Origin of the sequence: Achromobacter sp. ESBL13 (genome assembly GCF_036668755.1) — a bacterium.
GTDB lineage: Bacteria > Pseudomonadota > Gammaproteobacteria > Burkholderiales > Burkholderiaceae_B > Achromobacter.
In genome coordinates this window covers 394541-421236 of record NZ_JAZEVT010000001.1, presented here as the reverse complement: position 1 = coordinate 421236, position 26696 = coordinate 394541, and the positions used below count along the sequence as shown (strand labels likewise).

Below are 26696 nucleotides of genomic sequence, written 5' to 3'. Positions count from 1 at the left end.
GTCCTGATCGGACGCGGGGTTTTTTATTGGAACGGCCAGGCGCTTATTGCTTGGCCAGACGCTGCCAAGTGTCGACAACCGTATCCGGGTTGAGCGACATCGACAGGATGCCTTCGTCCTTGAGCCATTGCGCGAAGTCGGGGTGGTCGCTGGGGCCTTGGCCGCAGATACCCACGTACTTGTTGGCGGCCAGGCAAGCCTTGATCGCGCGGCGCAGCATGAACTTCACGGCTTCGTCGCGTTCGTCGAAGTCGGCGGCCAGGAGCTCCATGCCGGAATCGCGGTCCAGGCCCAGCGTGAGCTGGGTCATGTCGTTGGAACCGATCGAGAAACCGTCGAAGAATTGCAGGAATTCGTCGGCCAGGATGGCGTTGGACGGCACTTCGCACATCATGATCAGCTTCAGGCCGTTTTCACCACGAGCCAGCCCGTGCTTGGCCAGCAGGTTCACGACCTTTTCGGCCTGACCCAGCGTGCGCACGAACGGCACCATGATTTCAACGTTGGTCAGGCCCATGTCGTCGCGAACCTTCTTGAGCGCTTCGCATTCCATGCGGAAGCACTCGGCGAAGTCCTCGGCGATGTAGCGCGATGCGCCACGGAAGCCCAGCATGGGGTTCTCTTCCTCGGGCTCGTAGCGCGAACCGCCCACCAGCTTGCGGTATTCGTTGGACTTGAAGTCCGACATGCGCACGATGACCGGCTTGGGATAGAACGCGGCGGCAATCGTCGCCACGCCTTCCGCCATCTTCTCAACGAAGAACGCGCGCGGGCTGGCGTGCCCACGGGCAGCCGATTCCACGGCCTTCTTCAGTTCGCCGTCCACGTTCGGGTAGTCCAGGACTGCCTTCGGGTGGATGCCGATGTTGTTGTTGATGATGAATTCCAGACGTGCAAGACCGACGCCGCCGTTCGGAATCTGCGCAAAGTCGAACGCCAGCTGGGGGTTACCCACGTTCATCATGATCTTCAGATCGATGGCCGGCATTTCGCCACGGCGCACTTCTTCGACTTCGGTTTCGATCAGGCCGTCATAGATGCGGCCTTCGTCGCCTTCGGCGCAAGACACGGTCACGGACTGGCCTTCCTTGAGCAGGTCGGTGGCGTTGCCGCAACCCACCACTGCCGGAATGCCGAGTTCGCGCGCGATGATCGCGGCGTGGCAGGTACGGCCGCCACGGTTCGTGACGATGGCCGAGGCGCGCTTCATCACGGGTTCCCAGTTGGGATCGGTCATGTCGGTGACCAGCACGTCGCCCGGCTGGACCTTGTCCATGTCGGAGATGTCGCCCACCACGCGCACGGGACCGGCGCCGATCTTCTGGCCGATTGCGCGACCGGTGATCAGGACCTGGCCGGTGGCCTTCAGGCGATAACGCTGCTGGACGTCGTTGGCGCCCTGCTGCGACTTCACCGTTTCCGGTCGCGCTTGCAGGATGTAGATCTTGCCGTCGACACCGTCACGGCCCCATTCGATGTCCATCGGGCGCTTGTAGTGCTGCTCGATGATGACGGCGTAGCGGGCCAGTTCGTTAACTTCGTCGTCGGTCAGCGAGTAGCGGTTGCGCTCAGACACCGGCACGTCAACGGTACGGACCGCGCGGCCTTCCGGACGCTCGGGGTCGAATTCCATCTTGATCAGCTTGGAGCCGATGCGGCGGCCGACGATGGGGAACTTGCCTTGCGCCAGCGTGGGCTTGAAGACGTAGAACTCGTCGGGGTTGACCGCGCCTTGCACGACGGTTTCGCCCAGGCCGTAGGACGACGTGATGAACACGACGTCTTCAAAGCCCGATTCGGTGTCGATGGTGAACATGACGCCGGCGCTGCCCTTGTCGGAACGCACCATGCGCTGGATGCCGGCCGACAGGGCCACATCGGCGTGGGCGTAGCCCTTGTGCACGCGATAGGAAATGGCGCGGTCGTTGTACAGCGAGGCGAACACGTGGCGGATCTTGTCCAGCACGTCGTCGATGCCCACAACGTTCAGGAAGGTTTCCTGCTGGCCGGCGAACGAGGCGTCGGGCAGGTCTTCCGCCGTGGCTGACGAGCGCACGGCAAACGAGCCCTTGCCGTCAGCGTCGAGCTTGGCAAAGGCCGTGCGGATTTGTGCTTCGAATTCGGCCGAGAACGGCGCTTCGACGATCCATTGGCGGATCTGCGCGCCGGCGGTGGCCAGCTCGCGCACGTCTTCGGGGTTCAGCGTGGTCAGGCGTTCTGCGATGCGCTTGTCCAGGCCCGAGGCCTTCAGAAAATCACGGAACGCGTCGGCGGTCGTGGCAAAGCCGCCCGGCACGCGGACACCCGCGCCAGACAGCTGGCTGATCATTTCGCCTAGTGATGCGTTCTTGCCTCCTACCGAGTCCACGTCCGTCATGCGGAGCTGCTCGAACAAAACAACATACGACATTGAAGTCACCTTTTACAATGGAATGAAAGCGAGTTAGGTCAAAGCACGAAGCAAGCACAAAAACTGCTTTTTTCAGACGCTGACCAAACTGGCCTTGGACCGCCCTTGGGGTGACTTATAGGGGCCTGATTGTACTCGGTGGAGTACCCTGGGCTATCTGACTGGTTGGAATTTTTTACACATGACATCTACCCCGATCGCACGCACGGTATACATCGTTTCCGACAGCACCGGCATCACTGCCGAGACCTTCAGCCAGTCGGTGCTGTCCCAGTTCGAAGAGGTGGAATTCAAGCCGATTCGGCTGCCGTTCGTCGACACCCTGGAGAAGGCGGCCGAGGTCGCCATGCGGATTGACCGCAGCGCCCTGGAAGCCGGGGTGCCCCCGATTGTGTTCAGCACCTTGGTCAACCCCGAGATCCTGGCGCGTGTTCGCCAGGCGAACGGCATCTTCATGGACCTGTTCGGCACCTTCGTCAGCCATATCGAACAGGCGCTGGGCCTGAAGTCCAGCCATTCGATCGGCCGGTCGCACATGCAGGCCAATTCCGAAAAGTACCGCAACCGTATCGACGCCATCAACTTCAGCCTGGCCCACGACGACGGCCAGTTCGTCAACCAGCTGGACCAGGCCGACGTCATTCTGGTGGGCGTGTCGCGCTGCGGCAAGACCCCCACCAGCCTGTACCTGGCAATGCAATATGCCATCAAGGCCGCCAACTTCCCGCTGACGCCGGACGACTTCGAGCGCGGCACCCTGCCCTCGACCATTGCGCCGCACCGCGCCAAGCTGTTCGGCCTGTCGATCCAGCCCGAGCGCCTGGCGGAAGTTCGCAACGAACGCCGTCCCAACAGCCGCTATTCCCAGCTGGAACAATGCCGCTACGAAGTGGCGGAAGCTGAACGCATGATGCGCCGTGAAGGCATTTCATGGCTGTCCAGCACCACCAAGTCCATTGAAGAAATCGCAACGACGGTGTTGCAGGAAGTGGGCCTGGATCGGGGCTGAAAAAAACTTGGGCGCACCGATGGTGCGCCCAGGTTTGACCTATTCAAAACTGTAGGTTTTGGTCAGAAGCCCGGCATCCGCTCGGGACTTGCCGCGCCCCAATAGCGCAGGCCGCGCATCTCGTTTTCGGCAAGTTCTGGCGGGTCGACCAGCTGCATCGACAACTTGCCCACCGCGCCGGTGGCGCCGTACACCTCGGCCATGACGCGTACATAACGCGTCTGCCCAGCGTCCAGCATGAAGCTCACGCCGTCGCCGGTCCAATGCAGGTTGGTGACCACATAGCTGCCGGCGGGGCGATCAACGAAGAAAAAGCTGCCCGGCTTGTTGCGGCCTACCACGACATCGTTGACGCGCAGTTTCTGCTGCGCCGCCGCCAGGTTGGTGGGCTGCGGCTGATAAAAATAAATCCGCCCATTGCCTTCGGCAATCGGCGGCAAGCGGCCATGCAGTGCATCAAACTTCGGGCCCGCGCATCCCGCCAGCAACACGGCGACGGCAATCGCCGCTACACCCTTGATCCACGCTTTCATTGACGCATCTCCACAGGCAAAGTGACGGGACGAGACAGCGCCATGTACGCGCTTTCGCCCGGCAGGTAAAAACCCAGCAGCTTGCCGGATGACGCCACCAGATAAGCTTCACCCTGCCGTCGGGTCTGAATGGTGAATAAGCCGCCCATCGAACGGTAGACGTCGCCCTGCGGCAACGCTCCGACGCGGCGCCACTGCGACGCCGCGGGCAAGGTCACGTTGCTGTCGTTCGGCAAGGCTGCGATAACGACGCGCGACAGCTGAATGGTGTGGACCGGATCGGCAGAGGCCACGGGCGTCATGCCGACTTTCTGCGTGCTGACCGACATGCACGCGGTCAGTGCAAGCGCGCAGGTGGAAGCCAACAGCAGCGCCCGGCCGGTGTGTGCCACACCGGACACATGCGCCTGCGCCATCCACGCCTTCATTTTCGGAACCGGCGACGCCGTCATAGCCATCTCGCAGAAATTTAAAGCGTGAAGTATATGAGTGCGACTGGATTTTACAAAACGTGCCTTAATAACGGACGGCCTGCCGGTCGTGCCGGCCCGCGCCCCAGTAGCGCAAGCTAACCCTGTCTGGTCGTTCGCGTGATCGCCCGCGCGTCGTATTCGCGCCGTATTCGCGCCGTATTTGCACCGTATTTGCGTCGCAATTGAGCCTTAAGCAGGCGCGAGTATAAGCGGGGCCAGATCGTTGGACCGGCTCAAAAAAGGGAAAAAACGACGGATTATTCAGTATTCAGCGCGAGAGAGCGCCTGTCGCCGCTGCTCGAACAAACAGATCGCAGCGGCCGCACCGACGTTCAAGGACTCGACGGCGGCCATGTCGTGCGGGATGCAGACCTTGAGCCGGGCGGCGGCAAGCAAAGCGGGATCCACGCCCTGGCCCTCGTGCCCGAAGACCCAGGCGCACCGGGCCGGCAACGCGCCTTCGTAAAGGTTCTGTGCGCCGTCCAGCGCGGTTGCCACCAGCGGCACGCGCAGGCTGGGCAACAAGCCAGCCAGGTCAACGTGTTCATGGATGTCCAGGGCGAAGTGTGCGCCTTGGCCGCTGCGCAAGACCTTGGGCGACCACGCGGCGGCGGTACCGGTTGCCAGGAACACGCGTTTCACGCCCGCCGCCGCGCAGGTGCGCAGCAGCGTGCCGACGTTGCCGGGGTCTTGGATACGATCGAACAGAACGCAGTTTTCGTCGATATCGGCCGGCATTTCCAACGGCTCGGGGGTGACCAGAAAGGCCACGCCCTGCCCGCTTTCCACGCTGGCCAACGATTGCATCAGGCGCGCGTCCAGCGCCAGGCAGCGGGCGTCGGGAACGGCGGCTGCCAACGCGGCAATATCGGGTTGCGCCAGGCGGTCCACATCGAAGATGGCCCGGTCCGGCGCGCCGTGGTGGTGCAACCAGGCTTGGCACAGGTGCACGCCGTCCAGCAACACGGGCGCGCCGCGCTTGCCGGCCGTGCCGGCCAGTTTGGCCAGGGCCTTGACTGCGGGGTTCTCGCGGGAACTGATGTGCTTCATGACGCCAGGCCAAACGCCTTGATCGGGGCGAAGCTGCGGCGGTGTTCGGCGCAGGGGCCGTGTTCGCGCAGCATTTGCAGGTGCAGCGCGGTGCCGTAGCCCTTGTGCTGGTCAAAAGCGTATTGCGGATACAGGCTGTGCAGGCGCACCAGATCGGCATCGCGCGCGGTCTTGGCCAGGATGGAGGCGGCGGAAATTGCCGGCACCAGCGCATCGCCCTTGATGACCGTCTGCACGGTGCAACCGAGCTTGGGCGCCTGGTTGCCGTCCACCAAGGCAAGCTGGGCGGGCAAGGACAAGCCCTGCACCGCCCGCTGCATGGCCAGCATCGTGGCCCGCAGGATATTCAGGGTATCGATTTCCTGCACGCTGGCACTGGCAACGCACCAGGCCAGGGCGTATTCCTGGATCTCAAGCGCCAGCGCCTCGCGGGTGGCGGCTTTAAGCACTTTGGAATCGGCCAGCCCATCGATGGGCCGGGCCGGGTTCAGGATCACGGCCGCCGCGTAGACCGCGCCGGCAAGCGGCCCACGGCCCGCCTCGTCCACGCCCGCCGTCACCATGGCGGGCTGCACGGGGGCCGCGAACAGTTCAGGCTGCTCCACCCGCCACCTCCAGAATCGCCTGGGCCGCCAGGGCCGGCGTGTCGCGCAGCAATTCCTGGTGCATGGCGGTAAAGCGGGCTTCGACCCGGGCGATCAGCGCGTCGTCGGTCAACGATGCCCACGTGGCCTCGGCCAGCTTTTCGGGCGTGGCGTCGTCTTGCAGCAATTCAGGCACCGCGAAATCGCGCAGCAGCACGTTGGGCAGGCCCACCCACGGTAGATACGGCCGCTGCTGCCCCGACTTCCACGTCATGATGCGGCGCATCCAGGGCGACAACACGTACGAGATCACCATGGGGCGCTTGTACAGCGCCGTTTCCAACGTGGCCGTGCCGCTGGCCACCAACACCGCGTTAGCCGCTTCCATCACGGACCAGGCAACGGGCGCCTTGCGATCGCCGCCGGCGCCATGCAGGTCGTCCGCGGTAATGCAGCGCAGGCCGGGCACCGGATGCTCGGCCAGAATCGCCTGGAATTCGGCGCGGCGCTGGTCGTTGACCATGGGCACGACGCATTGCAGGGCGGGATCTTTCTTCATCAACAGCTGGGCGGCTTGCAGGAAGCGCGGGGCCAGCAGGCGGATTTCGGAGGAGCGGCTACCGGGCAAAATCGCCAGCACGCGCGCGTTCGGGCCGATACCCAGGCTTGCGCGCGCCGCAGCGCGATCCGGCTGCATCGGGATGGCACCCGCCAAGGGGTGACCCACGTAGGTGACCGGAATATTCTCTTTGCGGTAGATCTCTTCCTCGAACGGGAAAAGCACCAGCATGTGAGACACGGATTCACGGATCTTGTGGATGCGTTCGTAGCGCCACGCCCAGATGGACGGGCCAACGAAATGCACCGTGGGGGTACCGGCCAGGCGCAATTGGTGTTCCAGCCGCAGGTTGAAATCGGGGGCATCAATGCCCACGAAGACCTTGGGCGGCTCGGCCAGCCAGCGGCGCTTGACGTCGCGATAGGTGCTCAGCAGGCTGGGCAGGCGCTTGAGCGCGTCGACGTAGCCAAACACGGTCAGCGCATGCATGGGATGCCAGACGTCAAATTCGCGGGCCTGCATTTGCGGGCCGCCGATGCCTTCGCACCGCACGCCGGCATCGCGCGCTTGCAGACCGGCAATGATCCGACCGGCCAGCAAGTCGCCCGAAGGCTCGCCGGCCACCATGCCGATCCGCGTATTCATGGACGGATGATGCCGCGCGAGGCGACGTCCAGAAAATCGAGCATCGTTTGCAGATGCTCGGCCGCTTCGGGACTTTCTTGTTGGCGTTTGTACAGTTCAGCGCGCGCGGCGTCCAGCGGCAAACCACGGCGATAGATGATCTTGTAGGCTTCGCGCAGTGCCGAAATCATCACGGGGGTAAAACCGCGACGCTTCAGGCCTTCGACGTTGATGCCCACGGGCCGGCACGGGTTGCCCGCCGCCAGCACGAACGGAGGCGAATCCTGCATCAGCGAACTGTTGCCGCCCGTCATCGTGTGGGCGCCCACGCGTGCAAACTGGTGCACGCCGGTCAGGCCGCCGATGATGGCCCAGTCGCCCACATGTACGTGCCCACCCAGTTGCACCGAGTTGGCCAGAATGGTGTGGCTGCCGACGTGGCAATCATGCGCCACGTGCACGTACGCCATGATCCAGTTGTCACTGCCCAGCGTCGTCTCACCGCCATCCTGCACGGTGCCCGTGTTCAGCGTGACAAATTCGCGCACGGTATTGCGGTCGCCGATCGTCAGACGCGTCTTTTCACCGGCGTACTTCTTGTCTTGCGGCATGCCGCCGATCGAGCAGTAGCGGTAAAAACGGTTGTCGCGGCCGATAGTCGTGACGCCGTCAACCATGCAGTACGGGCCGATTTCGGTCCCCGCGCCGATGGTGACGTCTGGTCCCACCATTGCGAACGGGCCGATGATGGCGCTCGGGTCGATTTTTGCCGCTGGATCAACGACTGCGGTGGGATGGATGTTTCCTGCCATTTACTCTTCCAGGCTGCGAATCGCGCACATCAGCTTGGCGGACGCCACTTCTTGCCCGTCAACCGTGGCGCGCGCGGCGTACTTACAGATGCTGCGGCTCAGGCGTTCGGCTTCGACTTCGATGCGCAGTTGATCACCCGGCACAACGGGGCGGCGAAAGCGCGCGCCGTCGACGCCGACCAGGTAGTAAGCCGTCTTCGAGCTATCGCACTTGAGGCCGCCGTTTTCGTCCGTGAACGAGAACAGCGCCGAGGCTTGCGCCATGGCTTCCACGATAAGCACGCCCGGCATCACCGGATGGTGGGGGAAGTGGCCGTTGAAAAACGGTTCATTGATCGAGACATTCTTGATGGCGACAATGGATTTGCCGGGCACCATTTCGACGACGCGATCAATCAGCAGCATCGGATAACGATGCGGCAGCCTCTCCATGATCCCCTTGATGTCGAGTTCCATTTTTCTATGCTTTCCTGCGAGATGAAATGATTTTGGCGCGTGCACGCCCAGGCGGCAATTGCGCGCTCTAGTCTTTTTCCAGCGTGCGCACGCGACGGCGCAGTTGCGCCAACTGTTGTATCACGGCGGCGTTGCGCTGCCAGTCGCCATGCTCGGCATACGGGAACACCCCGGTATAGCGGCCTGGCTTGGTGATGCTGGAGGTGACCGCCGTGCCACCCGAGATGTGCACGTCGTCGCCCAAGGTCAAATGGCCCGACAGCATCGCGGCGCCGCCGATGGTGCAGCGTTCGCCGATGGTGGTGGAGCCGGCGATGCCCACGCACGCCGCCACGGCGGTATGCGCGCCGATGCGCACGTTGTGCGCCACCATGATCTGGTTGTCCAGCTTGACGCCGTCCGACACCACGGTGTCGTCCAACGCGCCCCGGTCGACGGTGGTGTTGGCACCGATTTCGACATCGTTGCCCACGGACACGCCGCCCAGCTGGGGAATCTTGCCCCAGGCGCCCTGCCCCAGCGTCGGGTCCGGCGCAAAGCCGAAACCGTCGGCGCCCAACACGGCGCCGCTGTGGATGATGGCCCGCTCGCCCACTTTCACGCCTTCGTAAAGGGTGACGTGTGCGTGCAGGCGGCTGCCCGCGCCGATGGACGAGCCTTCTCCGACCACGCAGCCCGGTCCCAGGACCGTGTCGCGACCGATGCGAGCGCCCGCCTCGATCACGCAATTGGGGCCGATACGCACGCCCTCTTCAAGGACGGCATCGGGCGCAACCACGGCGGACGGATGCGTGGAACCCGGCAACGCCGGCCGACGCGCAGCGTCAAACCATTGCGCCACACGGGCATACAGCAGATAGGGGTGTTTGCAGACGACCAGCGCAAAGGGCGGCCGATCGGCGCCCTGTGCTTCCAGCGCCTCGGCCACGTCGGCCGAGACAATGACCGCCCCGGCTTGCGTGGTGGTCAGTTGGCTCTGGTAGCGGGGGTTGGCCAGGAAAGTGATTTCCCGGCTACCCGCCGAAGACAGCGTCCCGATACCGCAGACCTTGAAAGGTTCTGCGCCCTGGGGCGCGCTGATGCGCCAGTCCATACCCTGGGTATTGGCGGCGCTCAACAGTGCTTCAAGAGTCGGCGCGCGAGCAAGATCCAGTAAAACCGGCATGGTGTGACGGGTGCTGCTTACTTGCCCAGGCTCTGAATCACCTTGTCGGTGATGTCGATGCGCGGGTTGACCGTCACGGCGTCCTGGATGATCAGGTCGTAGCTTTCTTGCTCGGCGATGCGCTTGATGGCCTCGTTGGCCTTCGTGACGATGCCCGAGAACTCTTCATTGCGGCGGCGATTGAAGTCTTCCTGGAATTCACGACGCTTGCGTTGCAGGTCGGTATCCAGGTTGGACAGTTCGCGCTGGCGCTTGACGCGGTCGGATTCCGACAGAACCGGAGCGTCCTTGTCGAACTTCTCGGCTTGCGAACGCAAGCTGTTGTTCAGGCGCTGGAGCTCGTCGTCGCGCTTCTTGAATTCGGCTTCGATCTTGCTTTGCGCCGTCTTGGCCGGGCCCGATTCACGCAGGATTCGCTCGGTATTGACGAAGCCGATCTTGGTGTTTTGAGCCTGTGCAGGAATCGCAGCAGCCGAACCGAGAATGAGAGCACCCACCAGGGCAATGGAGCCGCCCAGCTTGCCACGGCGCTTGGCGCGCGGCGTATTCGATGATTTAAGTGCGAAATCAGACATCATGAAAATCTCACCTTCCAGTAAGGCAAAGCCAAAGTGTGTATTGTGCCACTAAACAGCAAGGGAGCCGGGCCCGGGGGCCCCTCCCTTGTTTTCAAGCGTAACGGCGCGCTTAGAAACCGGTACCGATCTGGAACTGGAAGCTTTGCTTGTCGTCACCCTGCTTGGAGTTAAGCGGACGGGCGTAAGACAGCTGCAACGGTCCCATCGGCGACTGCCACGACAGGCCGACACCCGCCGAGAAACGCCAGCCGCAAGGATCCTCGACTTCGGTGTTGTCGCGGCCGCGGGTGCAACTAAGACCACTGCCGGCTGCGACCTGGCCCGCATCGCTGAAGATGAACCAACGCAGCGTGCGGTCCTTGGTGGCGCCCGGGAACGGCAGATACAACTGCGCGTTGGCCACGATACGGCGCGTACCGCCCAGGTAGTCGCCGGTAAGCGTATCGCGCGGACCCAGCGACGAGCCCTCATACCCGCGAACGGTGCCAATACCGCCGGCATACACGTTCTTGATGACCGGGTAATCCTTGCTGCCGTAACTGCGGCCCCAGTCCACCATGCCGTTCAAGGCCAGGGTGTACGACCCCCCCAGCGGCACGAAGTACTGCTGTTGGCCCGTCAACATCGTGTATTGCAGGTCGACGGTGGACACGTCGGCCTTCAGGCGGGTGTACGACCCCTTGGTCGGCGCCAGCGCGCTGTCACGCGTGTCCTTGGACCAGCCGGTGCTGAAGATGACCGAGTTGGTCGAATCGCCATACTGACCCACAAAGTCCCTGTACGCCTGCGGCGAATTCGTGAACAGGTCGATCTGGTTGTGTTCGTAGTTGGCGCCCAGGAAGATCCGGTCGTATTCCGAAATCGGAATACCGAAGTTCATGCCCAGGCCGATGGCCTTGACGCGGTAGTCGCCGTCGTTGTTGTTCCAGGGCTCGGTCACGCGGTAGTACGCGGACGTGGTGCGGCTGATGCCTTCCTTGGTCCAGTACGGGTCGGTGTGCGACAGCACGACCGCGCGGTTCGTCTTGCTGGTGTTCAATTGCAGCGTCAGGTTGGTGCCGCTGCCGAAAACGTTGTCTTCGCTGATACCGGCCGACAGAATCGCCTTTTCGGACGAGCCGTAGCCCACGCCCAGGTTGATCATGCCGGTGGGCTTTTCTTTCACGTCGACGTTCACATCGACCTGGTCGGGCGAACCCGGAACCGGATCGGTCTTGACGTTGACGTCGCTGAAGTAACCCAGGCGGTCAACGCGGTCGCGGGACGTCTTGATGTCTTTGGCGTCGTACCAGGCGGCTTCCTGCTGGCGCATTTCGCGGCGCACAACTTCGTCGCGCGTGCGGGTGTTGCCACCGATCTGGATGCGGCGCACATACACACGGCGGCTCGGGTCGACGTAGAACGTCAGGTCGGCTTCGTGCTTGGCGCGGTCCAGTTGCGGGTTCGGGTTGACGTTGGCGAACGCGTAGCCCAATTCGCCCAGGTAGTCGGTAATGGCCTTGGCCGAGTCGTTGGCCTTGGCGGCCGAGAACGTCTCGTTGGGCTTGGTCTGCACCAGCGCGTTGATTTCCTTGTCCAGGCCCAGCAGGTTGCCGGCCAGTTTCACGCTGCGCACCTTGTAGGGTTCGCCTTCGTGAACGGTAATCGTGATGCGGATGTCCTTGCGGTCGGGCGAGATGGTGACCTGCGGGGGTTCGACCGTGAATTCCAGGTACCCCTGGTCCAGGTAGAACGAACGCAGGCGTTCCAGGTCGCCTTCCAGCTTTTCGCGGGAATACTTGTCGGTATCGGTGTACCAGGTCAGCCAGCCCGGCGTCGTCAGCTTGAACTCGTCAAGCAGGTCGCTTTCCGAGAACGCCTTGTTGCCGACGAAGCGGATTTCCTGGATGCGGGCAACGTCGCCTTCGAACACGTCGAAGCTCACGCCCACGCGATTACGCGGCAGCGGGGTCACGGTGGAGGTGACTTCGACGCCGTACTTGCCCTTGGACAGGTATTGCTGCTTCAGTTCGTATTCCGCGCGCTCGAGCATCGAGCGGTCGAATATGCGGCCTTCGGCAAAACCGACCTGCCCCAGCGACGTGGTGATCGCCTTGGAGTCGAATTCGCGCATGCCGTTGAAGTTGACGGAGGCGATCGTCGGGCGTTCTTGCACGACGACCACAACAACGTTGTTATCCGTCTGGATCTGCACGTCGGTGAAAAAGCCCGTGCCGTACAGGCGGCGAATGGCCTCGGTAGCCTCTTCTTCGGTGAATTTCTCGCCCACCTTGACGGGGAGATAACCGAAGACGGTGCCGGCGTCAGTCCGTTGAATACCCTCTACGCGGATATCCCGCACGACAAAAGGGTCGAAGGCTTGGGCCATGGCCGGCAGCATTAATGCGGCGATGAGACCCGGCAGTACACCCTTTTTGTGATGAAACATCCGGCGAAAAGACATCCTTGAGTATCCTCGGTCGTGCAAATGGCGGGGGATTTTATGCTAAATCGCGTTTACGTGAATAAACGCGTGAAATCGTTGAACAGCGCAAGGCCCATCAGGCCTGCCAATAAACCTATGCCGGCGCGCTGTCCGATATCGATCCACCTCGCTGGCGGCGGGCTACCCCGCACAATTTCGACGAGATAGTACAGCAGATGGCCGCCATCCAGCATAGGAATGGGCAGCAAATTTAGTACGCCCAGGCTGATACTGATCAAGGCAATATAGGCGATATACGCAACAATGCCGATTCGGGCGGTCTGGCCGGCATAGTCGGCAATGGTGACCGGGCCGCTGACGTTGCGCCACGAGACATCGCCCGTGACCATGCGGCCCATCATGCGCAGCGAGAACCAGGCGGTATCCCAGGTGCGAACCGCGCCGCGCCATACGCTTTCGAACAGGCCATAGCGGACCGTGACCATCGGCACGTCGCCGCCCAACTGCACGCCCAGCCGGCCGATTTCCTGGCCATTGACTGTTTCGGCGCGCGGCGTCACGTTCAGCGAAATATTGGCGCCATCGCGCAGCAGGGTCAGCGTTAGCGTCTGGCCGGCACTTTGCTGGATTTGCTTGATGACCGATCCCGTTTCCGGCGTGGGTTGGCCATTGATGGCCACAATCAGGTCACCGGTACGCATACCCGCCGCCTGCCCTTCCCCGCCGTCGTTCACGGCGCGCACGCCGGGCTTGGGTTGAGCCAGGCGGATGCCGGCCGCAGCCAGGGGATCCCCCGAGGACGGGTCCATGGCGTTGGGCGGTAGATTGAGTTCGCGTTGCTGGACGGCGCCGGATGGCGTGCTGACTTCGATCAGCGCGCGGCCGCCGGTGGACATGACGTCCATCAGGCGCCAGCGGGCGTCAGACCACGAAGCAATTTCCTGGCCGTCCACGGCCAGGATGCGGTCACCCGCAAGCAGGCCGGCATTCGCGGCGGGCGTCTCGGCAGCGGGTTGGGCGATGATGGCCTGCGGTTCGTCCGTACCGGCCATGTTCAGGCCGGCGTACAGGAAAACCGCCAGGATCAGGTTGAAGATGGGGCCGGCGGCAACGATGGCGATGCGCTTGCCCACGGATTTGTTGTTGAACGCGCTGGCGGCCTCGGCCGGGCTGGCCCCGGCGGGCGCGTCGTCCTGCATTTTGACGTAGCCGCCCAGCGGCAAGGCAGAAACGGCCCATTCGGTACCGTTTTTATCCGTGCGACGCAAGATGACCTTGCCAAAGCCCAGCGAAAACCGCAGCACCTTGACGCCGCAAAGCCGAGCCACCCAATAGTGCCCCAGCTCATGGAAGGTGATCAGGGAGCCAAGCGCTACCGCAAAGGCCAGCAGGGTGAAAAGCATCGGGATCGGGATCTAGGGAATCAGAAGCAAGCGGGGCCAGCCATCAGGCCAGCCCAAGGTTACCGGCGAAGATGCGCGCGTCGGCATCCAGCGCCAGCACTTCGTCAAGACTGTTGAGCGTAACAGATGCCCGGGCGGCTTGCCACTCCAGGGTGGCTTCGATGACGCGCGCGATCCAGGTGTAGGGCAGGCGGCCATCCAGGAAGGCCGCCACGGCGACTTCATTGGCGGCGTTCAGCGCCACGCAGGCGCCCTGCCCGGCCCGCAGCGCGGCGAAAGACAGCGCCAGGCAGGGAAACCGGGCCAGATCAGGCTTTTCGAAATCCAGCCGGCCCAGACGCGTGAGGTCCAGCGGGCCAACGCCGCTTGCCAGGCGATCCGGAAAGCCCAGCCCGTAGGCGATGGGCGTGCGCATGTCGGGCTGCCCCAGCTGCGCCAGCACCGAACCGTCGTCGTATTCGACCATCGAATGCACGACGCTTTGCGGGTGCACCACGACTTCGATGCGATCGGGCGGCATGGCGAACAGCCAATGCGCCTCGATCACTTCCAGACCTTTGTTCAGCATGGTGGCCGAGTCCACCGAGATCTTGCGGCCCATGCTCCAGTTCGGATGGGCGCACGCCTGGGCGGGCGTCACATCGTGCAGGTCTTCAAGGTCGCGCCCCCGGAAGGGGCCGCCAGAGGCCGTCAGGAGCAGACGGCGCACGCCCGGCGCGGGTGCATCGGGCGCCTGCGCGCGCCCGCCGTGGGGCAGGCATTGAAAAATGGCATTGTGTTCGCTGTCGATGGGCAGCAGCTCGGCGCCGTGGTCGCGAATGGCCTGCATGAACAATGACCCGGCAGCGACCAGGGCTTCCTTGTTGGCCAACAACACGCGCTTGCCGCTGCGGGCCGCCGCCAGCGCCGCGGGCAAACCGGCAGCGCCGACGATGGCGGCCATGACGGAATCGCATTCAGGGTCAGCCGCGGTGTCCGCCAGCGCCTGGGCGCCGACGCGGATTTCGGGCATCGCCCGCTTGCTTTTCCAGGCGGCGGTGAATTGCTTGCGGGCCGCGTCATCCGGCACCACCACAACGGCGGCGTGGCTGGCCTGCGCCTGTTCCGCCAGGCGTTCCATCCGGCTGTACGCGGACAGCGCGTAAACCGCCAACCGATCGGGGTGGCGGGCAATCACATCCAGCGTGCTTTCACCGATCGACCCGGTCGACCCCAGCACGACGACGCGTTGAAAAGCCGTCAAAACAACACTCCAGACAAAAGTAGCGCAAACGGCGCAACCGGAAGAATCGCATCGATGCGGTCATAAACCCCACCATGGCCCGGCAGCAGCGTGCTGGAATCCTTGCGGCCGGCGCGGCGCTTGAGCAGCGATTCGAACAGGTCGCCAACGATGGACACCACGCCCAGCAACGCAGCGATGGGCAACGCCAGCCCGAAGCTCCAGCGTTCAACCAGCGCATGGCCGAACGAGCCGTCCCACAAGCTGGACAAGCCGATCCAGATCACGGCGCCCAACACGCCCGCAATGGCGCCCTCAATGGTCTTGCCCGGGCTGACCCGAGGGGCCAGTTTACGCTTGCCGAACGCCCGGCCGGCGAAATAAGCGGCAATGTCGGCCACCCAAACCAGCGCCAACAGCGACACCACGAACCCCGCGCCGCGCGCGATGAACATCTGCGCCAGCACGGCCCAGGCCGCAAACGCGGCGGGGACCGAAAAGACGGACCAGCCCAGGCTGGCAGGCGAAGCGTCGGAACGGCCCTGGATTACGGCCGTGAAGCCGCCCAACAACCAGACGGCCGCCACGGCCGGCACCACATAGCGCAACACCCACGCAGGATCGCGCCAGCCCACGCCGTTGCCCGCCAGCCAGGCCGACGCCAACGCCAGCATGCCGCAAAACAACAGCACGGCGACGCCGATGGCAATCAGGGGGGACGGGGGCTGGGGCAGCGTCAAGCGCAGCCATTCCCAGTTGGCGCACGCGGCGGCCAGGGCCAGCAAGGCAACAAACCACCAGGGATTCGCGCTGATCATCGCGGCGGCCAGAATGGCCAACAGGATGACGGCGGTAACGATACGCTGGCCCAACATATGACGGTCTCCTCGTGTGCTGCTCTGGAAAGACGCGCTTGTCGCGGTCTGCTTACTGCGCGCCGGTTTCGCTGACTTGCGCGCTGGTGCGGCCGAAGCGGCGTTCGCGGGTGCGATACCAGTCAAACGCCGCCTGCAACTCGGCGGCGCCGAAGTCCGGCCAATAGCGATCCGTGAAGTAGAACTCCGCGTAGGCCATCTGCCAGATCAGGAAATTGGAAATGCGCTGCTCACCGCCGGTGCGGATGAACAGGTCGGGCTCGGGCGCCCAGGACATCGACAAGTGGCGGGCCAGCCGCTCTTCGTCGACCCGCTCGGGGTGGGCGGCCAGATCAGGTTCGGCCGCGAGCATCGCGCGCGTGGCTTGAAGAATGTCCCAGCGGCCCCCGTAGTTGGCCGCCACGGTCAGGTGCAGGCGGTCGTTGTGGGCGGTGCGCGCCTGCGCGGCCAGGATCAGCTCTTGCAAGCGGGGCTCGAACGCGCTCAGGTCACCGATGACGTGCAAGCGCACGCCCTGCTCTTCGAGCTTGCCGATTTCGCGTTCAAGCGCCTGCACGAACAGGCGCATCAGCAGCGAAACTTCTTCGGCGGGCCGGCGCCAGTTTTCGGAACTGAACGCAAACAGCGTCAGATAGCGCACGCCCGCGCGGCCGCAGGCTTCAACCACCCGGCGCACCGCCTGCACGCCCTTGGCGTGGCCGGCCGTGCGAGGCAGCAGCCGTCGCGTAGCCCATCGCCCGTTGCCGTCCATGATGATGGCCACGTGTTCTGGGATGTCGCGAGTATCGGGAACCGCCTGGGTCGAACTGGTTGCCATGGATGTGGGACTTAAGCGCGGAAAGCCGGCCAATATCGAAACTACGGGAGAAAAACCTGCGCCGTCGTTCCATTGCTGCGTAAGGGTGCTGCGAAGCAATGGTAAGGACGGCGCATGGGCAAGAAAATCCTGACGCCGGAGCGATACGGCCAAGCCGCCCGCCCCGAAGCAATCACGGATTATACGGTCATGATTTCCGCTTCTTTCTGGACGACCATCTTGTCGATGTCGGCCACGGCGCGATCGGTCAGCTTCTGGACATCGTCCTGCGCACGACGTTCGTCGTCCTCGGAGATTTCCTTGTCCTTGACCAGCTTCTTCAGGGCTTCGTTCGCTTCACGGCGCAGGTTGCGCACGGCGATCTTGGCGTCTTCGCCTTCGCTGCGCACAACCTTGGTCAGGTCGCGGCGGCGCTCTTCGGTCAGGGCGGGCATCGGCACGCGGATGGTGTCGCCCATCGAGATCGGGTTCAGGCCCAGATCCGATTCACGGATGGCCTTTTCGATCGGGCCGGCCATGTGCTTTTCGTAGGGCTGCACGCTGATGGTGCGGGCGTCCACGAGGTTCACGTTGGCGACCTGGCCAACTGGCACCGGCGAGCCGTAGTACTCGACCTGCACGTGGTCCAGGATGCCGGTGTGGGCGCGGCCCGTCCGGATCTTGCCCAGGTTGATCTTGAGCGTATCAAGCGACTTGGCCATCCTGGCTTCGGCGGATTTGCGAATTTCTGCTGCGCTCATGGAATTTCCTTTTCTTTAAACGTGTACCAACGTGCCTTCGTCTTCGCCGCTGACCACTCGCTTGAGCGCGCCGGACTTATTGATCGAAAACACTTTGATCGGCAGTTTCTGGTCACGGCACAGTGCGAAGGCCGTGGCGTCCATGACTTCCAGACGGCGCACGATCGCTTCATCGAAGCTGATCCGCGCATAGCGCGTCGCGGTGGGATCCTTGTTGGGATCCGCACTGTAGATGCCGTCCACTTTGGTGGCTTTCAACACGATCTCCGCGCCGATTTCGGCGCCACGCAAGGCGGCGGCGGTGTCGGTCGTGAAGAAGGGGTTGCCCGTGCCCGCGGCGAAGATGACGACCTTGCCCTCTTCGAGGTAGCGCAAAGCCTTCGGGCGGATGTAGGGTTCGACGACCTGATCGATGTTCAGGGCGGATTGTACGCGGGTGTCGATGCCCTTGTGCTTCAGCGCGTCTTGCAGGGCAAGCGCGTTCATGATGGTGGCCATCATGCCCATGTAGTCGGCGGTGGCGCGGTCCATGCCCTGCGCACCCGGGGCGACGCCACGGAAAATGTTACCTCCGCCAATGACGATGGCCAGTTCGACGCCCGTGGCGGCGACTTCGGCGATCTCATCGGTCATGCGGACGATGGTGGAACGGTTGATGCCAAAAGCATCCTCGCCCATCAGCGCCTCGCCGGAGAGTTTGAGAAGAACCCGTTTGTATGCTCTGCTGCTCATAGGTGATATCCCGAAGAACAATCCGACGAAAGTGTAAGACAAGAATGAGGGTGACCCTCAATGCCCCAGGGCTGACTATCTGCCGGGCGCTGCTGCACCCGGACCGGCCCCTCGGCGTAAAAAGGCCGGACTAGAATTTAATCTAGTGCCGGCCTTTAAGCACTACCCCTGACGGTTAGGCTGCGCCGGCGGCGGCAGCGGCAACCTCAGCGGCAAAGTCGCTGGTCTTCTTCTCGATACCTTCGCCGACAACAAACAGCACGAACTTGCTGATCGAAGCGCCATTGGCCTTCAGGTGCTGCTCAACCGTGTGCTTGTCGTTCTTGACGAAAGGTTGCGACAGCAGGGTCACTTCCTTCAAGAACTTGGCGACCGAACCTTCAACCATCTTGGCGACGATGTCAGCCGGCTTGCCGGATTCGGCGGCTTTCTGCTCGGCAACCGAACGCTCGGCGGCGATGTCGGCCGGGTTCACGCCGTCGGCGTTCAGGGCCTTGGGCTTCGTGGCGGCGATGTGCATCGCCAGGTCCTTGCCCACTTCTTCGGCGCCGGAGTATTCCACCAGCACGCCGATCTTGCCGCCGTGCACGTAGCTTGCCAGCGCATTCGGCGTTTCGATGCGCTCGAAGCGGCGAATCGAGATGTTTTCGCCGATCTTGCCGATCAAGGCGGTACGGGTCGTTTCAACGGTGCCTTCACCGAACGGCAGGGCCGACAGAGCGGCGACGTCGGCCGGGTTCTGCGTGGCAACCAGTTCAGCCAGCTTGTTCACGAAGCCGACGAAGTCGTCGTTCTTGGCAACGAAGTCGGTTTCGCAGTTGATTTCGACCACGGCGCCTTTCTTGGCGTCGGCGGAGATGAACAGACCGATCAGGCCCTCGGCGGTGACGCGGGCAGCGGCCTTGCTGGCCTTGTTGCCCAGCTTGACGCGCAGGATTTCCTCGGCACGAGCCAGGTCGCCTTCGGCTTCCGTCAAGGCCTTCTTGCACTCCATCATGGGCGCGTCGGTCTTCTCGCGCAGTTCCTTGACCAGGGCAGCGGTAATTTCAGCCATGTTTGCTCCAATTTTTGCTAAGACACGCCCCGGCTCGCCGGGGCAGTGATTTGATTCGATGGGACGCCCGCCAGTGGCGGGCCAGGAAGATGGGAGCCCACCTTCGCAGTGCCGGCGAGGCGGGAGCGGTTCTGTTTCAAAAGCCGCCCCCGAACACTAATCGCCGGACATGACAGCAGGCTTAGGCCTGGTTGTCCTGCACTTCAACGAACTCTTCCTGACCTTCGCCTTGCTCTTCGACCAGACCATTGATGTTCTGTTCGCGGCCTTCCAGCACGGCGTCGGCGATGCCCTTGGCGTACAGCGCGATGGCCTTGGCCGAGTCATCGTTACCGGGGATGACATAGTCGATGCCGTCCGGCGAGTGGTTGGTGTCAACCACGGCGACGACGGGGATACCCAGCGTCTTGGCTTCGGCGATGGCGATCTTGTGGTAGCCGACGTCGATGACGAACATGGCGTCAGGCAGACCGTTCATGTCCTTGATACCGCCGATCGACTTGTTCAGCTTGTCCAGTTCGCGTTGGAACAGCAGGCCTTCCTTCTTGATCATGCGCTCGGCGCCGCCTTCAGCGACGACGACTTCCATGTCCTTCAGGCGCTTGACCGAGGTCTTGACCGTCTTGAAGTTGGTCAGCATGCCGCCGAGCCAGCGAGCGTCGACGAAGGGCATGCCGCAACGAGCGGCTTCAGAGGCGACCAGCTCGCGAGCAGCGCGCTTGGTGCCGACAAACAGGATGTTGCCGCCGCGAGCAGCCAGCTGCTTCACGAACTTGGTGGCTTCCTGGTACTTATCAACCGTCTTTTCCAGGTTGATGATGTGAATCTTGTTGCGGTGACCGAAGATGTACGGAGCCATCTTGGGGTTCCAGTAACGGGTCTGGTGACCAAAGTGGACACCCGCTTCCAGCATTTCGCGCATCAAAGACATGTAATTCTCCAAGGGTTGGTTTCTTGCGCCGCACCTGCATCAGCATCTGGCTGACACCCTGGGTGGTGAGACGCGCGATTTCCCGCAACACGCGGGATGGACAAAATTTTAACCGGGCCGACCGATCACTGCCGCAATAAAACTACTGCTTCCGCGATAAACCCAGACGACCGACACAACAGGAACCCTGCACCGCACACTTGCCCATGCTTGTTCTACACAAGCAGGCGCTGAGCCAGACACTCCAGGAGATTCCTGGAAGTTTCCGGGGTTCAGCGCACCCGGACTTGTTTTGTTGGCAGCGAAATCCAGCTCTTCACATTCAGGCTTGACGCCCTCTTGCGCATCAGGCCGCCAGGGCATTTCTTCAAAAAACCCGAAGGTTTTCAAGAACTTAATCTGGCGCCCATACCGAACCTGCATCGCCGCTCAAAAACATGACCGGGCTTACAAGCACGCCGTGCCCCAACTTGAGTAAGATTCCAGCCGCCCCACTTGGCTTAAGGCCACAACAGCCCACCCGCCCCGCCTCAGAACCTGACTGCCTGCCCGATTTCGCTCCACAACCTTCGCTTGCGGTGAAACTTCAGGACATGCCGCCGATCTCATGAAACAGATCGTTTGGGCCATTGAATGGCCTTGAGAAGTGAACCCAGCTTTGAGCCCTACCTTCGTCGGGATCGGCTCTTGCCGTAACCCGATTGCTCCCCAAAATTTTAGGGAAGCCTATAATTCTACTATTCTTTCAAGCAGACATTCAAGCGAGAGATCGTCAAGTTACTCCATGGGCACAATTACCAATCCGGCCGACCTGGCCAAGATGCGCGCCGCCTGCCAGGACGCCGCCAAAGTCCTCGATTTCATCACCCCCTACGTCAAGCCGGGGGTCACAACCGGCGAGCTGGACCGCCTTTGCCTGGAATACCTGACTGATGAATTGAAGGTCAAGTCCGCCACGGTGGGCTACGCCCCGCCCGGCTACCCGCCCTTCACCGGCGCCATCTGTACGTCCGTGAACCACCAGGTGTGCCACGGCATCCCGGGCGACAAGGTCCTGAAAAATGGGGACTCTCTCAATATTGACGTCACCATCATCAAAGACGGCTGGTTCGGCGACACCAGCCGCATGTACGCCGTGGGCGAACAGTCCATCTTGTCGCGCCGCCTGACTGAAATCACCTTCGAATGCATGTGGAAGGGAATCCAGCAGGTCAAGAACGGCGCCACCCTGGGCGACGTGGGCAACGCCATTCAGAAGCACGCGGAAGCCAACGGCTTTTCGGTGGTGCGTGAATTCTGCGGCCACGGCATCGGCCAGCGCTTCCATGAAGATCCCCAAGTGCTGCATTATGGCAAGCCGGGCACCGGCGTGAAACTGGAAACGGGCATGTTGTTCACCATTGAACCCATGATCAACGCCGGCCGCCGCGAAATCCGCCAGCTTGCCGATGGCTGGACGGTGGTCACGCGCGACCACAGCCTGTCCGCCCAATGGGAACACGCCGTCTGCGTCACGGAAACCGGCTATGAAGTGCTGACGCTGTCGCCCGGCATGCCGCCCCCGCCGGCCTTCATCACCGAGCCCATCGTCATCCCCGCCGTGTAAGGCTCCGCCGCCCGCCCATGACCGCCGAATTCCTAAGCTCCCTGCGCGAGCGCATCCAGCAGTCCCGGCGCGCCGCGGTGGCGCAGTTTCGCGAGCACGAACGCCCGGACACCTTGCTGTCCGAATTGCGGCGCATCGTGGACGCCGCCCTGCGCGACCTGGTCAAGCACTACCCGCTGCCGATGGGCGCCACGCTGGCGGCGGTGGGCGGTTATGGCCGCGGCGAACTGTATCCGCATTCCGATGTTGACCTGCTGATCCTGTTGCCGCACGCCCCCACGCGCGAAGAAGAAACCGCGATTGAACGACTGGTGGCCTCGCTGTGGGACCTGGGCCTGGAGCCCGGCCACAGCGTGCGCACCATTGAAGATTGCGAACGCGAGGCCGACGCCGACATCACCGTGGAAACGGCGTTGCTGGAATCGCGCTGGCTGGCGGGCAGCCGCATCCTGATGCGCAAGTTCGACGCGGCCACCAAGTCGCGGCTGGATCCGCGCGCCTTCTTCCGCGCCAAGCGGGTCGAGATGCAGCAGCGCCACGCGCGCTACCACGACACCCCCTACGCGCTGGAACCGAACTGCAAGGAATCGCCCGGCGGCCTGCGCGATCTGCAAGTGATTCTGTGGATGGCGCGCGCGGCGGGCTTTGGCGACAGCTGGCGGTCGGTCGCGCAAGCGGGCCTTTTGACCCCTTCCGAGGCGCGCGATCTGCGCAAGGCCGAGCAGGCATTCAAGCGCCTGCGCATTGAATTGCATCTGCTGTCGAACCGCCGCGAGGACCGCGTGCTGTTCGATTTGCAGCCGGCGCTGGCCGAGGTCTACGGCATTCATGCCACCGCCACGCGACGCGGCAGCGAACTGCTGATGCAGCGCTATTACTGGGCGGCGCGGCTGGTAACGCAGCTGAACGGCATCCTGGTGCAGAACATCGAAGAACGGCTGTTTCCGCGCCCCGATAGCGACGCGCGCGATATCGACGACGATTTCCGCAACCTGCGCGACCGCCTGGACATCATTCGCGACGACGGTTTCGAACGCAATCCCACTCTGCTGCTGCGCGCCTTCCTGGTGATGCAGCAGCATCCCGAACTGACCGGCATGTCGGCGCGCACGCTGCGCGCCATCTGGCATTCGCGCCACCGCATCGACGCGCAGTTCCGCCGCAATCCGGTCAACCGCAAGCTGTTCCTGCAAATACTTCAGCAGCCGCGCGGCATCGTGCACGAACTGCGGCGCATGACCATGCTGAACATCCTGCCCCGCTACCTGCCGGTGTTTCGCCGCATTGTGGGCCAGATGCAGCACGACCTTTTCCACGCCTACACGGTGGACCAGCACACGCTGGCGGTGGTGCGCAACCTGCGCCGCTTCACCATGCCCGAGCACGCCCAGGAATATCCGCTGGCCAGCCAGCTGATTGCCGGGCTGGACCGGCACTGGCTGCTGTACGTGGCGGCGCTGTTTCATGACATCGCCAAAGGCCGGGGTGGCGACCATTCCGAACTGGGCGCCCGCGAAGTGCGCAAGTTTGCGCAAGACCACGGCATGGACCCGGAAGACGCCAAGCTGGTGGAATTCCTGGTGCGCCAGCATCTGCTGATGTCTGCCGTTGCACAAAAGCGTGACCTTTCCGACCCGGCGGTGGTGCAGGAATTTGCCACCACGGTCAAAGACGAACGCCACTTGACGGCGCTGTACCTGCTGACGGTGGCCGATATCCGGGGCACCAGCCCCAAGGTATGGAACGCCTGGAAGGGCAAGCTGCTGGAAGATTTGTACAAGCTGACGCTGGCGGCCCTGGGCGGCGCCCACGCGGACGCGCACACCGTGCTGACCGAGCGCAAGGAAGAAGCGGCGCGCCTGACGCGCCGGGCCGGCCTGCGCGACGACGCCCGCGAGGCCTTCTGGAACCAGCTGGACGTGGCCTACTTCCTGCGCCACGACGCCTCGGACATTGCCTGGCACACGCGCCACCTGTATCACCAGGTGGCGCCCGCGCAAGCCGTGGTCAAGGCCCGCCCCACCGAGCAAGGCGAAGGCCTGCAGATCATGGTCTACACGCGCGACGCGCCGGACCTGTTCGTGGCGATCTGCGGCTACTTCGACGCCAAGAGCCTGTCCATTCAAGACGCGCGCATCCACACCACCCGCCATGGTTGGGCGCTGGACAGCTTTATCGTGCTGCTGCCCGAAGGCGCCAGCGACCTGCGCGCGCAAGCCACGCTGGTGGAACACGAACTGGCTGAACGCCTGAAGGACCCGCACGCGGCGGCGCAGGCACAGCCCAACCGGGGTGGCCATTACGGCCGCAACCGGCAATCGCGCGTGTCGCGGGTGTTTCCCGTCATGCCGCAGGCCGAGTTGCAACCGGATGAGCGCAGCACGTCGTGGCGCTTGTCCGTCACGGCCACCGACCGCCCCGGCCTGCTGCACGCCCTGGCGCGCGTGTTCGCCCGACACGAAATCAACCTGCTGATGGCCAAGATCATGACGCTAGGCGACCGCGTGGAAGACGTGTTCATCGTGGACGGGTCCACCCTGGCCCGCCCCCGCAGCCAGATGCAGTTTGAACGCGACATCCTTGATGCGCTGGCCGGCGACGAGGCGCAACAACGGGTCGCTTGATCTGACCGCACCCGCCGCATCGCCAGACCCCGCCCGGACCGCATACAATCCGGGTTTTCGGCCAGGCGATGCCCGCTCTCATGCAGCTCAACGACTATCTGCGCGTCTTTGGTGGCAGCTTCTTTTTTGCGCTGGCCACGCTCTTGCCCTTCCTGAACCCGCCCGCGATCGCGCCGATTTTCCTGTCGCTGACCGAAGGCGCCTCGTCGGCCACGCGCGTGGTGCTGGCCAAGCGCGTGGCCATCAACGTGTGCCTGATGCTGATCGTGGCCATGGTGGCCGGCAACGTGCTGCTCAGTTTCTTCGGCATTTCGTTGTCGATCGTGCGCGTGGGCGGCGGCATGCTGGTGATCGCCAGCGCCTGGCGGCTGGTGAATTCGCCCGACGCCGATACCGAGCGCGTGGCCCGCATGGCGGAATCGTTCACGCCCGAAATGGCCAAGGCGCGCGCGTTCTACCCGCTGACCTTTCCCATCAGCTGCGGCCCGGGCTCGATTGCCGCCGCCATCACCGTGGGCGTGTCACTGCGTGATCAGAACCATGTGCTGAGCCTGGTACGCCTGGGCGGCTCGATTCCGGGCATCATCGCGGTGTCGCTCACCCTGTATATCTGCCTGCGCTTTGCCGCCCAGATGCTGCACCGGCTGGGCGACAACGGCACGGCCGTGTTCATGCGGCTGTCCGCCTTCATCATGCTGTGCCTGGGCGTACAGATCTTCTGGGAAGGCGCCCGCGACCTGATGCTGGGTTTGTTGACGCAGGTAATGCAACCAATTCCGGTTCCCAAAGCCTAAGCGTTGGCCGGGCCGTAAGCCCGCATCGACAATCTCAAGACAAGCTAAAAAAAAATGACTACCCGCTCTGAACGCCTGCTACGCCTGATTGCCCTGTTTTGCTTCGGCGCCGTTGGCGTCGCCCTGATTTCCCAACACGTCTTTGACATGCCGCCCTGCGCCTGGTGCGTGCTGCAACGCCTGATCTATCTGGTGATCGGCGTGGTGGCGCTGGTGGGCGGCTTTGGTGGCGGCCGTGCGCTGACCCGCATCGCCGGCGCGCTGGCGGCGCTGCTGTCGTTGTCCGGCGTGGTAGCGGCCTGGTATCAGTACACCGTGGCGGCCAACATGCTGTCATGCGACCAGACATTTGCCGACCGCTTCATGACCGGCATCGGCCTGGAAGGCAACGTGCCCTGGGTGTTCGGCATCTTTGCCACCTGCATGGACGCCAAGGTGCCGGTGCTGGGCATTGAATACGCTCTGTGGAGCCTGGCGCTTTTCGTGATCCTGTTCTTCATGGCGTTGCCGGTGGTCTTCGGGCGCGCGCCTGCTCGCCCGGGGCTGTGACTGCCCTGAAATTTCTGACCGGCTATCCGGAACCCCTGCTCGTCCAGGCCCAGACGCTGCTTGAGCGCGGCAAGCTGGGCGACGCCCTGCTTGCGCGCTACCCGGATGGACCACACGATATCCGCACCGACCGCGCGCTGTACCAGTACGTGACCGACCTGAAGAACACGTATCTGCGCAATGGCGACCAGATCAACAAGGTGGCGTACGACAGCAAGATTCATGTGATCCAGCACGCGCTGGGCCAGCACACGTACATCTCGCGCGTGCAGGGCGGGAAATTGCGCGCCAAGCACGAGATCCGGGTAGCGACGCTGTTCAAGACCGTCCCCGCGCAGTTCCTGAAGATGATCACCGTGCATGAATTGGCGCACCTGAAAGAGAAGGACCATAACAAGGCCTTCTACAACCTGTGCCTGCGGATGGAACCGCACTACCACCAGTACGAATTCGATCTGCGGCTGTACCTGACGCATCTGGAAGCAACGCGCGAAACGCTGTGGGCGCCGCAGAGCTGAAGGCGGTGCAGCGAACCTACCCACGCATTGGTCGTACCAATTCTGCTTGAAAATATAGCGCCTTAGGCGAACCCGGTGCGAGTTGGACGGCAATTCTTGGGTATCATTGCCTCCGGCGCCTGATTGGCATGCGCCGTCGCCCGCACAGGGCGG

Annotated in this window: 25 protein-coding genes; 6 read left to right on the top strand and 19 right to left on the bottom strand. The window is 63.2% G+C overall.

Going from position 1 to position 26696, the window contains the following annotated elements:
- Positions 1-43 precede the first annotated feature (43 nt).
- Complete coding sequence (gene ppsA, locus V6F88_RS01930) at positions 44-2410, bottom strand: phosphoenolpyruvate synthase (protein WP_332607666.1); 2367 nt, start codon at positions 2408-2410, stop codon at positions 44-46.
- Between the two features lie 181 nt (positions 2411-2591).
- Here ppsA and ppsR point away from each other — a divergent pair, with 181 nt between their 5' ends.
- A complete protein-coding gene (gene ppsR / locus V6F88_RS01925; protein WP_046807173.1) occupies positions 2592-3419 on the top strand; it encodes a posphoenolpyruvate synthetase regulatory kinase/phosphorylase PpsR in 828 nt (275 codons plus the stop codon).
- Positions 3420-3481: 62 nt separating this feature from the next.
- Here the strand turns inward: ppsR and V6F88_RS01920 are convergent, their stop codons facing one another.
- From V6F88_RS01920 to rpsB, 18 genes are all read right to left on the bottom strand, one after another.
- Positions 3482-3952 (bottom strand): DUF2846 domain-containing protein, encoded by a 471-nt coding sequence (locus tag V6F88_RS01920; protein ID WP_332607665.1) that lies wholly within the window; start codon positions 3950-3952, stop codon positions 3482-3484.
- Positions 3949-4404: a hypothetical protein gene (locus V6F88_RS01915; protein ID WP_332607664.1), complete on the bottom strand. Its 456-nt coding sequence runs from the start codon at positions 4402-4404 to the stop codon at positions 3949-3951. The genes V6F88_RS01920 and V6F88_RS01915 overlap by 4 nt, the downstream gene beginning before the upstream one ends.
- 282 nt (positions 4405-4686) lie before the next feature.
- The gene (locus tag V6F88_RS01910; protein ID WP_332607663.1) at positions 4687-5475 is read right to left on the bottom strand and encodes a TrmH family RNA methyltransferase; all 789 of its coding nucleotides are present in this window, start codon (positions 5473-5475) and stop codon (positions 4687-4689) included.
- Positions 5472-6080, bottom strand: coding sequence for a ribonuclease HII (gene rnhB, locus V6F88_RS01905; RefSeq protein ID WP_046807176.1), 609 nt, complete (start codon positions 6078-6080; stop codon positions 5472-5474). The genes V6F88_RS01910 and rnhB overlap by 4 nt, the downstream gene beginning before the upstream one ends.
- Positions 6067-7263, bottom strand: a complete 1197-nt coding sequence (lpxB, locus tag V6F88_RS01900; RefSeq protein WP_332607662.1) for a lipid-A-disaccharide synthase — start codon at positions 7261-7263, stop codon at positions 6067-6069. The genes rnhB and lpxB overlap by 14 nt, the downstream gene beginning before the upstream one ends.
- A complete protein-coding gene (lpxA, locus tag V6F88_RS01895) occupies positions 7260-8054 on the bottom strand; it encodes an acyl-ACP--UDP-N-acetylglucosamine O-acyltransferase (RefSeq protein ID WP_332607661.1) in 795 nt (264 codons plus the stop codon). The genes lpxB and lpxA overlap by 4 nt, the downstream gene beginning before the upstream one ends.
- Complete coding sequence (gene fabZ / locus V6F88_RS01890; RefSeq protein ID WP_006219108.1) at positions 8055-8510, bottom strand: 3-hydroxyacyl-ACP dehydratase FabZ; 456 nt, start codon at positions 8508-8510, stop codon at positions 8055-8057.
- Between the two features lie 67 nt (positions 8511-8577).
- Positions 8578-9675, bottom strand: coding sequence for a UDP-3-O-(3-hydroxymyristoyl)glucosamine N-acyltransferase (lpxD, locus tag V6F88_RS01885; protein ID WP_332607660.1), 1098 nt, complete (start codon positions 9673-9675; stop codon positions 8578-8580).
- A gap of 17 nt (positions 9676-9692) precedes the next feature.
- The gene (locus V6F88_RS01880; RefSeq protein ID WP_046807180.1) at positions 9693-10253 is read right to left on the bottom strand and encodes an OmpH family outer membrane protein; all 561 of its coding nucleotides are present in this window, start codon (positions 10251-10253) and stop codon (positions 9693-9695) included.
- Positions 10254-10362: 109 nt separating this feature from the next.
- Entirely contained in the window at positions 10363-12696 is a 2334-nt protein-coding gene (gene bamA / locus V6F88_RS01875) for an outer membrane protein assembly factor BamA (RefSeq protein WP_332607659.1), read from the bottom strand.
- 53 nt (positions 12697-12749) lie between these two features.
- Positions 12750-14081 carry an RIP metalloprotease RseP gene (gene rseP, locus V6F88_RS01870; protein ID WP_046807182.1) on the bottom strand — a complete coding sequence of 444 codons (1332 nt, stop codon included), beginning with the start codon at positions 14079-14081 and terminating at the stop codon, positions 12750-12752.
- Positions 14082-14124: 43 nt separating this feature from the next.
- Positions 14125-15324 carry a 1-deoxy-D-xylulose-5-phosphate reductoisomerase gene (locus V6F88_RS01865; protein ID WP_332607658.1) on the bottom strand — a complete coding sequence of 400 codons (1200 nt, stop codon included), beginning with the start codon at positions 15322-15324 and terminating at the stop codon, positions 14125-14127.
- Positions 15321-16178, bottom strand: coding sequence for a phosphatidate cytidylyltransferase (locus V6F88_RS01860; RefSeq protein ID WP_332607656.1), 858 nt, complete (start codon positions 16176-16178; stop codon positions 15321-15323). Before V6F88_RS01860 ends, V6F88_RS01865 begins: the two co-directional genes overlap by 4 nt.
- 52 nt (positions 16179-16230) lie before the next feature.
- Positions 16231-16995 (bottom strand): polyprenyl diphosphate synthase, encoded by a 765-nt coding sequence (gene uppS, locus V6F88_RS01855; RefSeq protein ID WP_332607655.1) that lies wholly within the window; start codon positions 16993-16995, stop codon positions 16231-16233.
- 179 nt (positions 16996-17174) lie between these two features.
- Entirely contained in the window at positions 17175-17735 is a 561-nt protein-coding gene (gene frr / locus V6F88_RS01850) for a ribosome recycling factor (protein ID WP_046807186.1), read from the bottom strand.
- A 15-nt stretch (positions 17736-17750) separates the two neighbouring features.
- Entirely contained in the window at positions 17751-18467 is a 717-nt protein-coding gene (gene pyrH, locus V6F88_RS01845; RefSeq protein WP_006219097.1) for a UMP kinase, read from the bottom strand.
- 175 nt (positions 18468-18642) lie between these two features.
- Positions 18643-19521 carry a translation elongation factor Ts gene (gene tsf, locus V6F88_RS01840; protein ID WP_332607653.1) on the bottom strand — a complete coding sequence of 293 codons (879 nt, stop codon included), beginning with the start codon at positions 19519-19521 and terminating at the stop codon, positions 18643-18645.
- A gap of 181 nt (positions 19522-19702) precedes the next feature.
- The gene (gene rpsB, locus V6F88_RS01835) at positions 19703-20452 is read right to left on the bottom strand and encodes a 30S ribosomal protein S2 (RefSeq protein WP_332607652.1); all 750 of its coding nucleotides are present in this window, start codon (positions 20450-20452) and stop codon (positions 19703-19705) included.
- A gap of 784 nt (positions 20453-21236) precedes the next feature.
- Between rpsB and map the strand changes: the two genes are divergently transcribed.
- The 5 genes from map to V6F88_RS01810 all read left to right on the top strand — a co-directional run bounded on the left by map (position 21237) and on the right by V6F88_RS01810 (position 26543).
- Positions 21237-22058 (top strand): type I methionyl aminopeptidase, encoded by an 822-nt coding sequence (gene map, locus V6F88_RS01830; RefSeq protein ID WP_332607651.1) that lies wholly within the window; start codon positions 21237-21239, stop codon positions 22056-22058.
- A gap of 17 nt (positions 22059-22075) precedes the next feature.
- Positions 22076-24682 carry a [protein-PII] uridylyltransferase gene (locus tag V6F88_RS01825; RefSeq protein WP_332607650.1) on the top strand — a complete coding sequence of 869 codons (2607 nt, stop codon included), beginning with the start codon at positions 22076-22078 and terminating at the stop codon, positions 24680-24682.
- An 80-nt stretch (positions 24683-24762) separates the two neighbouring features.
- Complete coding sequence (locus tag V6F88_RS01820) at positions 24763-25476, top strand: MarC family protein (RefSeq protein WP_332607649.1); 714 nt, start codon at positions 24763-24765, stop codon at positions 25474-25476.
- A 54-nt stretch (positions 25477-25530) separates the two neighbouring features.
- On the top strand, positions 25531-26025 hold the full coding sequence (locus tag V6F88_RS01815) for a disulfide bond formation protein B (RefSeq protein ID WP_332607648.1): 495 nt from the start codon (positions 25531-25533) through the stop codon (positions 26023-26025).
- Positions 26022-26543 carry a M48 metallopeptidase family protein gene (locus V6F88_RS01810; protein ID WP_332607647.1) on the top strand — a complete coding sequence of 174 codons (522 nt, stop codon included), beginning with the start codon at positions 26022-26024 and terminating at the stop codon, positions 26541-26543. Before V6F88_RS01815 ends, V6F88_RS01810 begins: the two co-directional genes overlap by 4 nt.
- The last annotated feature ends 153 nt before the right edge of the window (positions 26544-26696 follow it).

Bases quoted from the DNA above. Each gene is read 5' to 3' on its own strand.
- map (WP_332607651.1), top strand. From the start codon at position 21,237: ATGGGCACAATTACCAATCCGGCCGACCTGGCCAAGATGCGCGCCGCC.
- tsf (WP_332607653.1), bottom strand. From the start codon at position 19,521: ATGGCTGAAATTACCGCTGCCCTGGTCAAGGAACTGCGCGAGAAGACC.
- frr (WP_046807186.1), bottom strand. From the start codon at position 17,735: ATGAGCGCAGCAGAAATTCGCAAATCCGCCGAAGCCAGGATGGCCAAG.
- V6F88_RS01910 (WP_332607663.1), bottom strand. From the start codon at position 5,475: ATGAAGCACATCAGTTCCCGCGAGAACCCCGCAGTCAAGGCCCTGGCC.
- V6F88_RS01825 (WP_332607650.1), top strand. From the start codon at position 22,076: ATGACCGCCGAATTCCTAAGCTCCCTGCGCGAGCGCATCCAGCAGTCC.
- pyrH (WP_006219097.1), bottom strand. From the start codon at position 18,467: ATGAGCAGCAGAGCATACAAACGGGTTCTTCTCAAACTCTCCGGCGAG.
- bamA (WP_332607659.1), bottom strand. From the start codon at position 12,696: ATGTCTTTTCGCCGGATGTTTCATCACAAAAAGGGTGTACTGCCGGGT.
- lpxB (WP_332607662.1), bottom strand. From the start codon at position 7,263: ATGAATACGCGGATCGGCATGGTGGCCGGCGAGCCTTCGGGCGACTTG.
- V6F88_RS01820 (WP_332607649.1), top strand. From the start codon at position 24,763: ATGCAGCTCAACGACTATCTGCGCGTCTTTGGTGGCAGCTTCTTTTTT.
- V6F88_RS01915 (WP_332607664.1), bottom strand. From the start codon at position 4,404: ATGACGGCGTCGCCGGTTCCGAAAATGAAGGCGTGGATGGCGCAGGCG.
- ppsR (WP_046807173.1), top strand. From the start codon at position 2,592: ATGACATCTACCCCGATCGCACGCACGGTATACATCGTTTCCGACAGC.
- V6F88_RS01815 (WP_332607648.1), top strand. From the start codon at position 25,531: ATGACTACCCGCTCTGAACGCCTGCTACGCCTGATTGCCCTGTTTTGC.
- V6F88_RS01860 (WP_332607656.1), bottom strand. From the start codon at position 16,178: ATGTTGGGCCAGCGTATCGTTACCGCCGTCATCCTGTTGGCCATTCTG.
- rseP (WP_046807182.1), bottom strand. From the start codon at position 14,081: ATGCTTTTCACCCTGCTGGCCTTTGCGGTAGCGCTTGGCTCCCTGATC.
- rpsB (WP_332607652.1), bottom strand. From the start codon at position 20,452: ATGTCTTTGATGCGCGAAATGCTGGAAGCGGGTGTCCACTTTGGTCAC.
- V6F88_RS01880 (WP_046807180.1), bottom strand. From the start codon at position 10,253: ATGATGTCTGATTTCGCACTTAAATCATCGAATACGCCGCGCGCCAAG.
- V6F88_RS01920 (WP_332607665.1), bottom strand. From the start codon at position 3,952: ATGAAAGCGTGGATCAAGGGTGTAGCGGCGATTGCCGTCGCCGTGTTG.
- uppS (WP_332607655.1), bottom strand. From the start codon at position 16,995: ATGGCAACCAGTTCGACCCAGGCGGTTCCCGATACTCGCGACATCCCA.
- lpxD (WP_332607660.1), bottom strand. From the start codon at position 9,675: ATGCCGGTTTTACTGGATCTTGCTCGCGCGCCGACTCTTGAAGCACTG.
- ppsA (WP_332607666.1), bottom strand. From the start codon at position 2,410: ATGTCGTATGTTGTTTTGTTCGAGCAGCTCCGCATGACGGACGTGGAC.
- lpxA (WP_332607661.1), bottom strand. From the start codon at position 8,054: ATGGCAGGAAACATCCATCCCACCGCAGTCGTTGATCCAGCGGCAAAA.
- fabZ (WP_006219108.1), bottom strand. From the start codon at position 8,510: ATGGAACTCGACATCAAGGGGATCATGGAGAGGCTGCCGCATCGTTAT.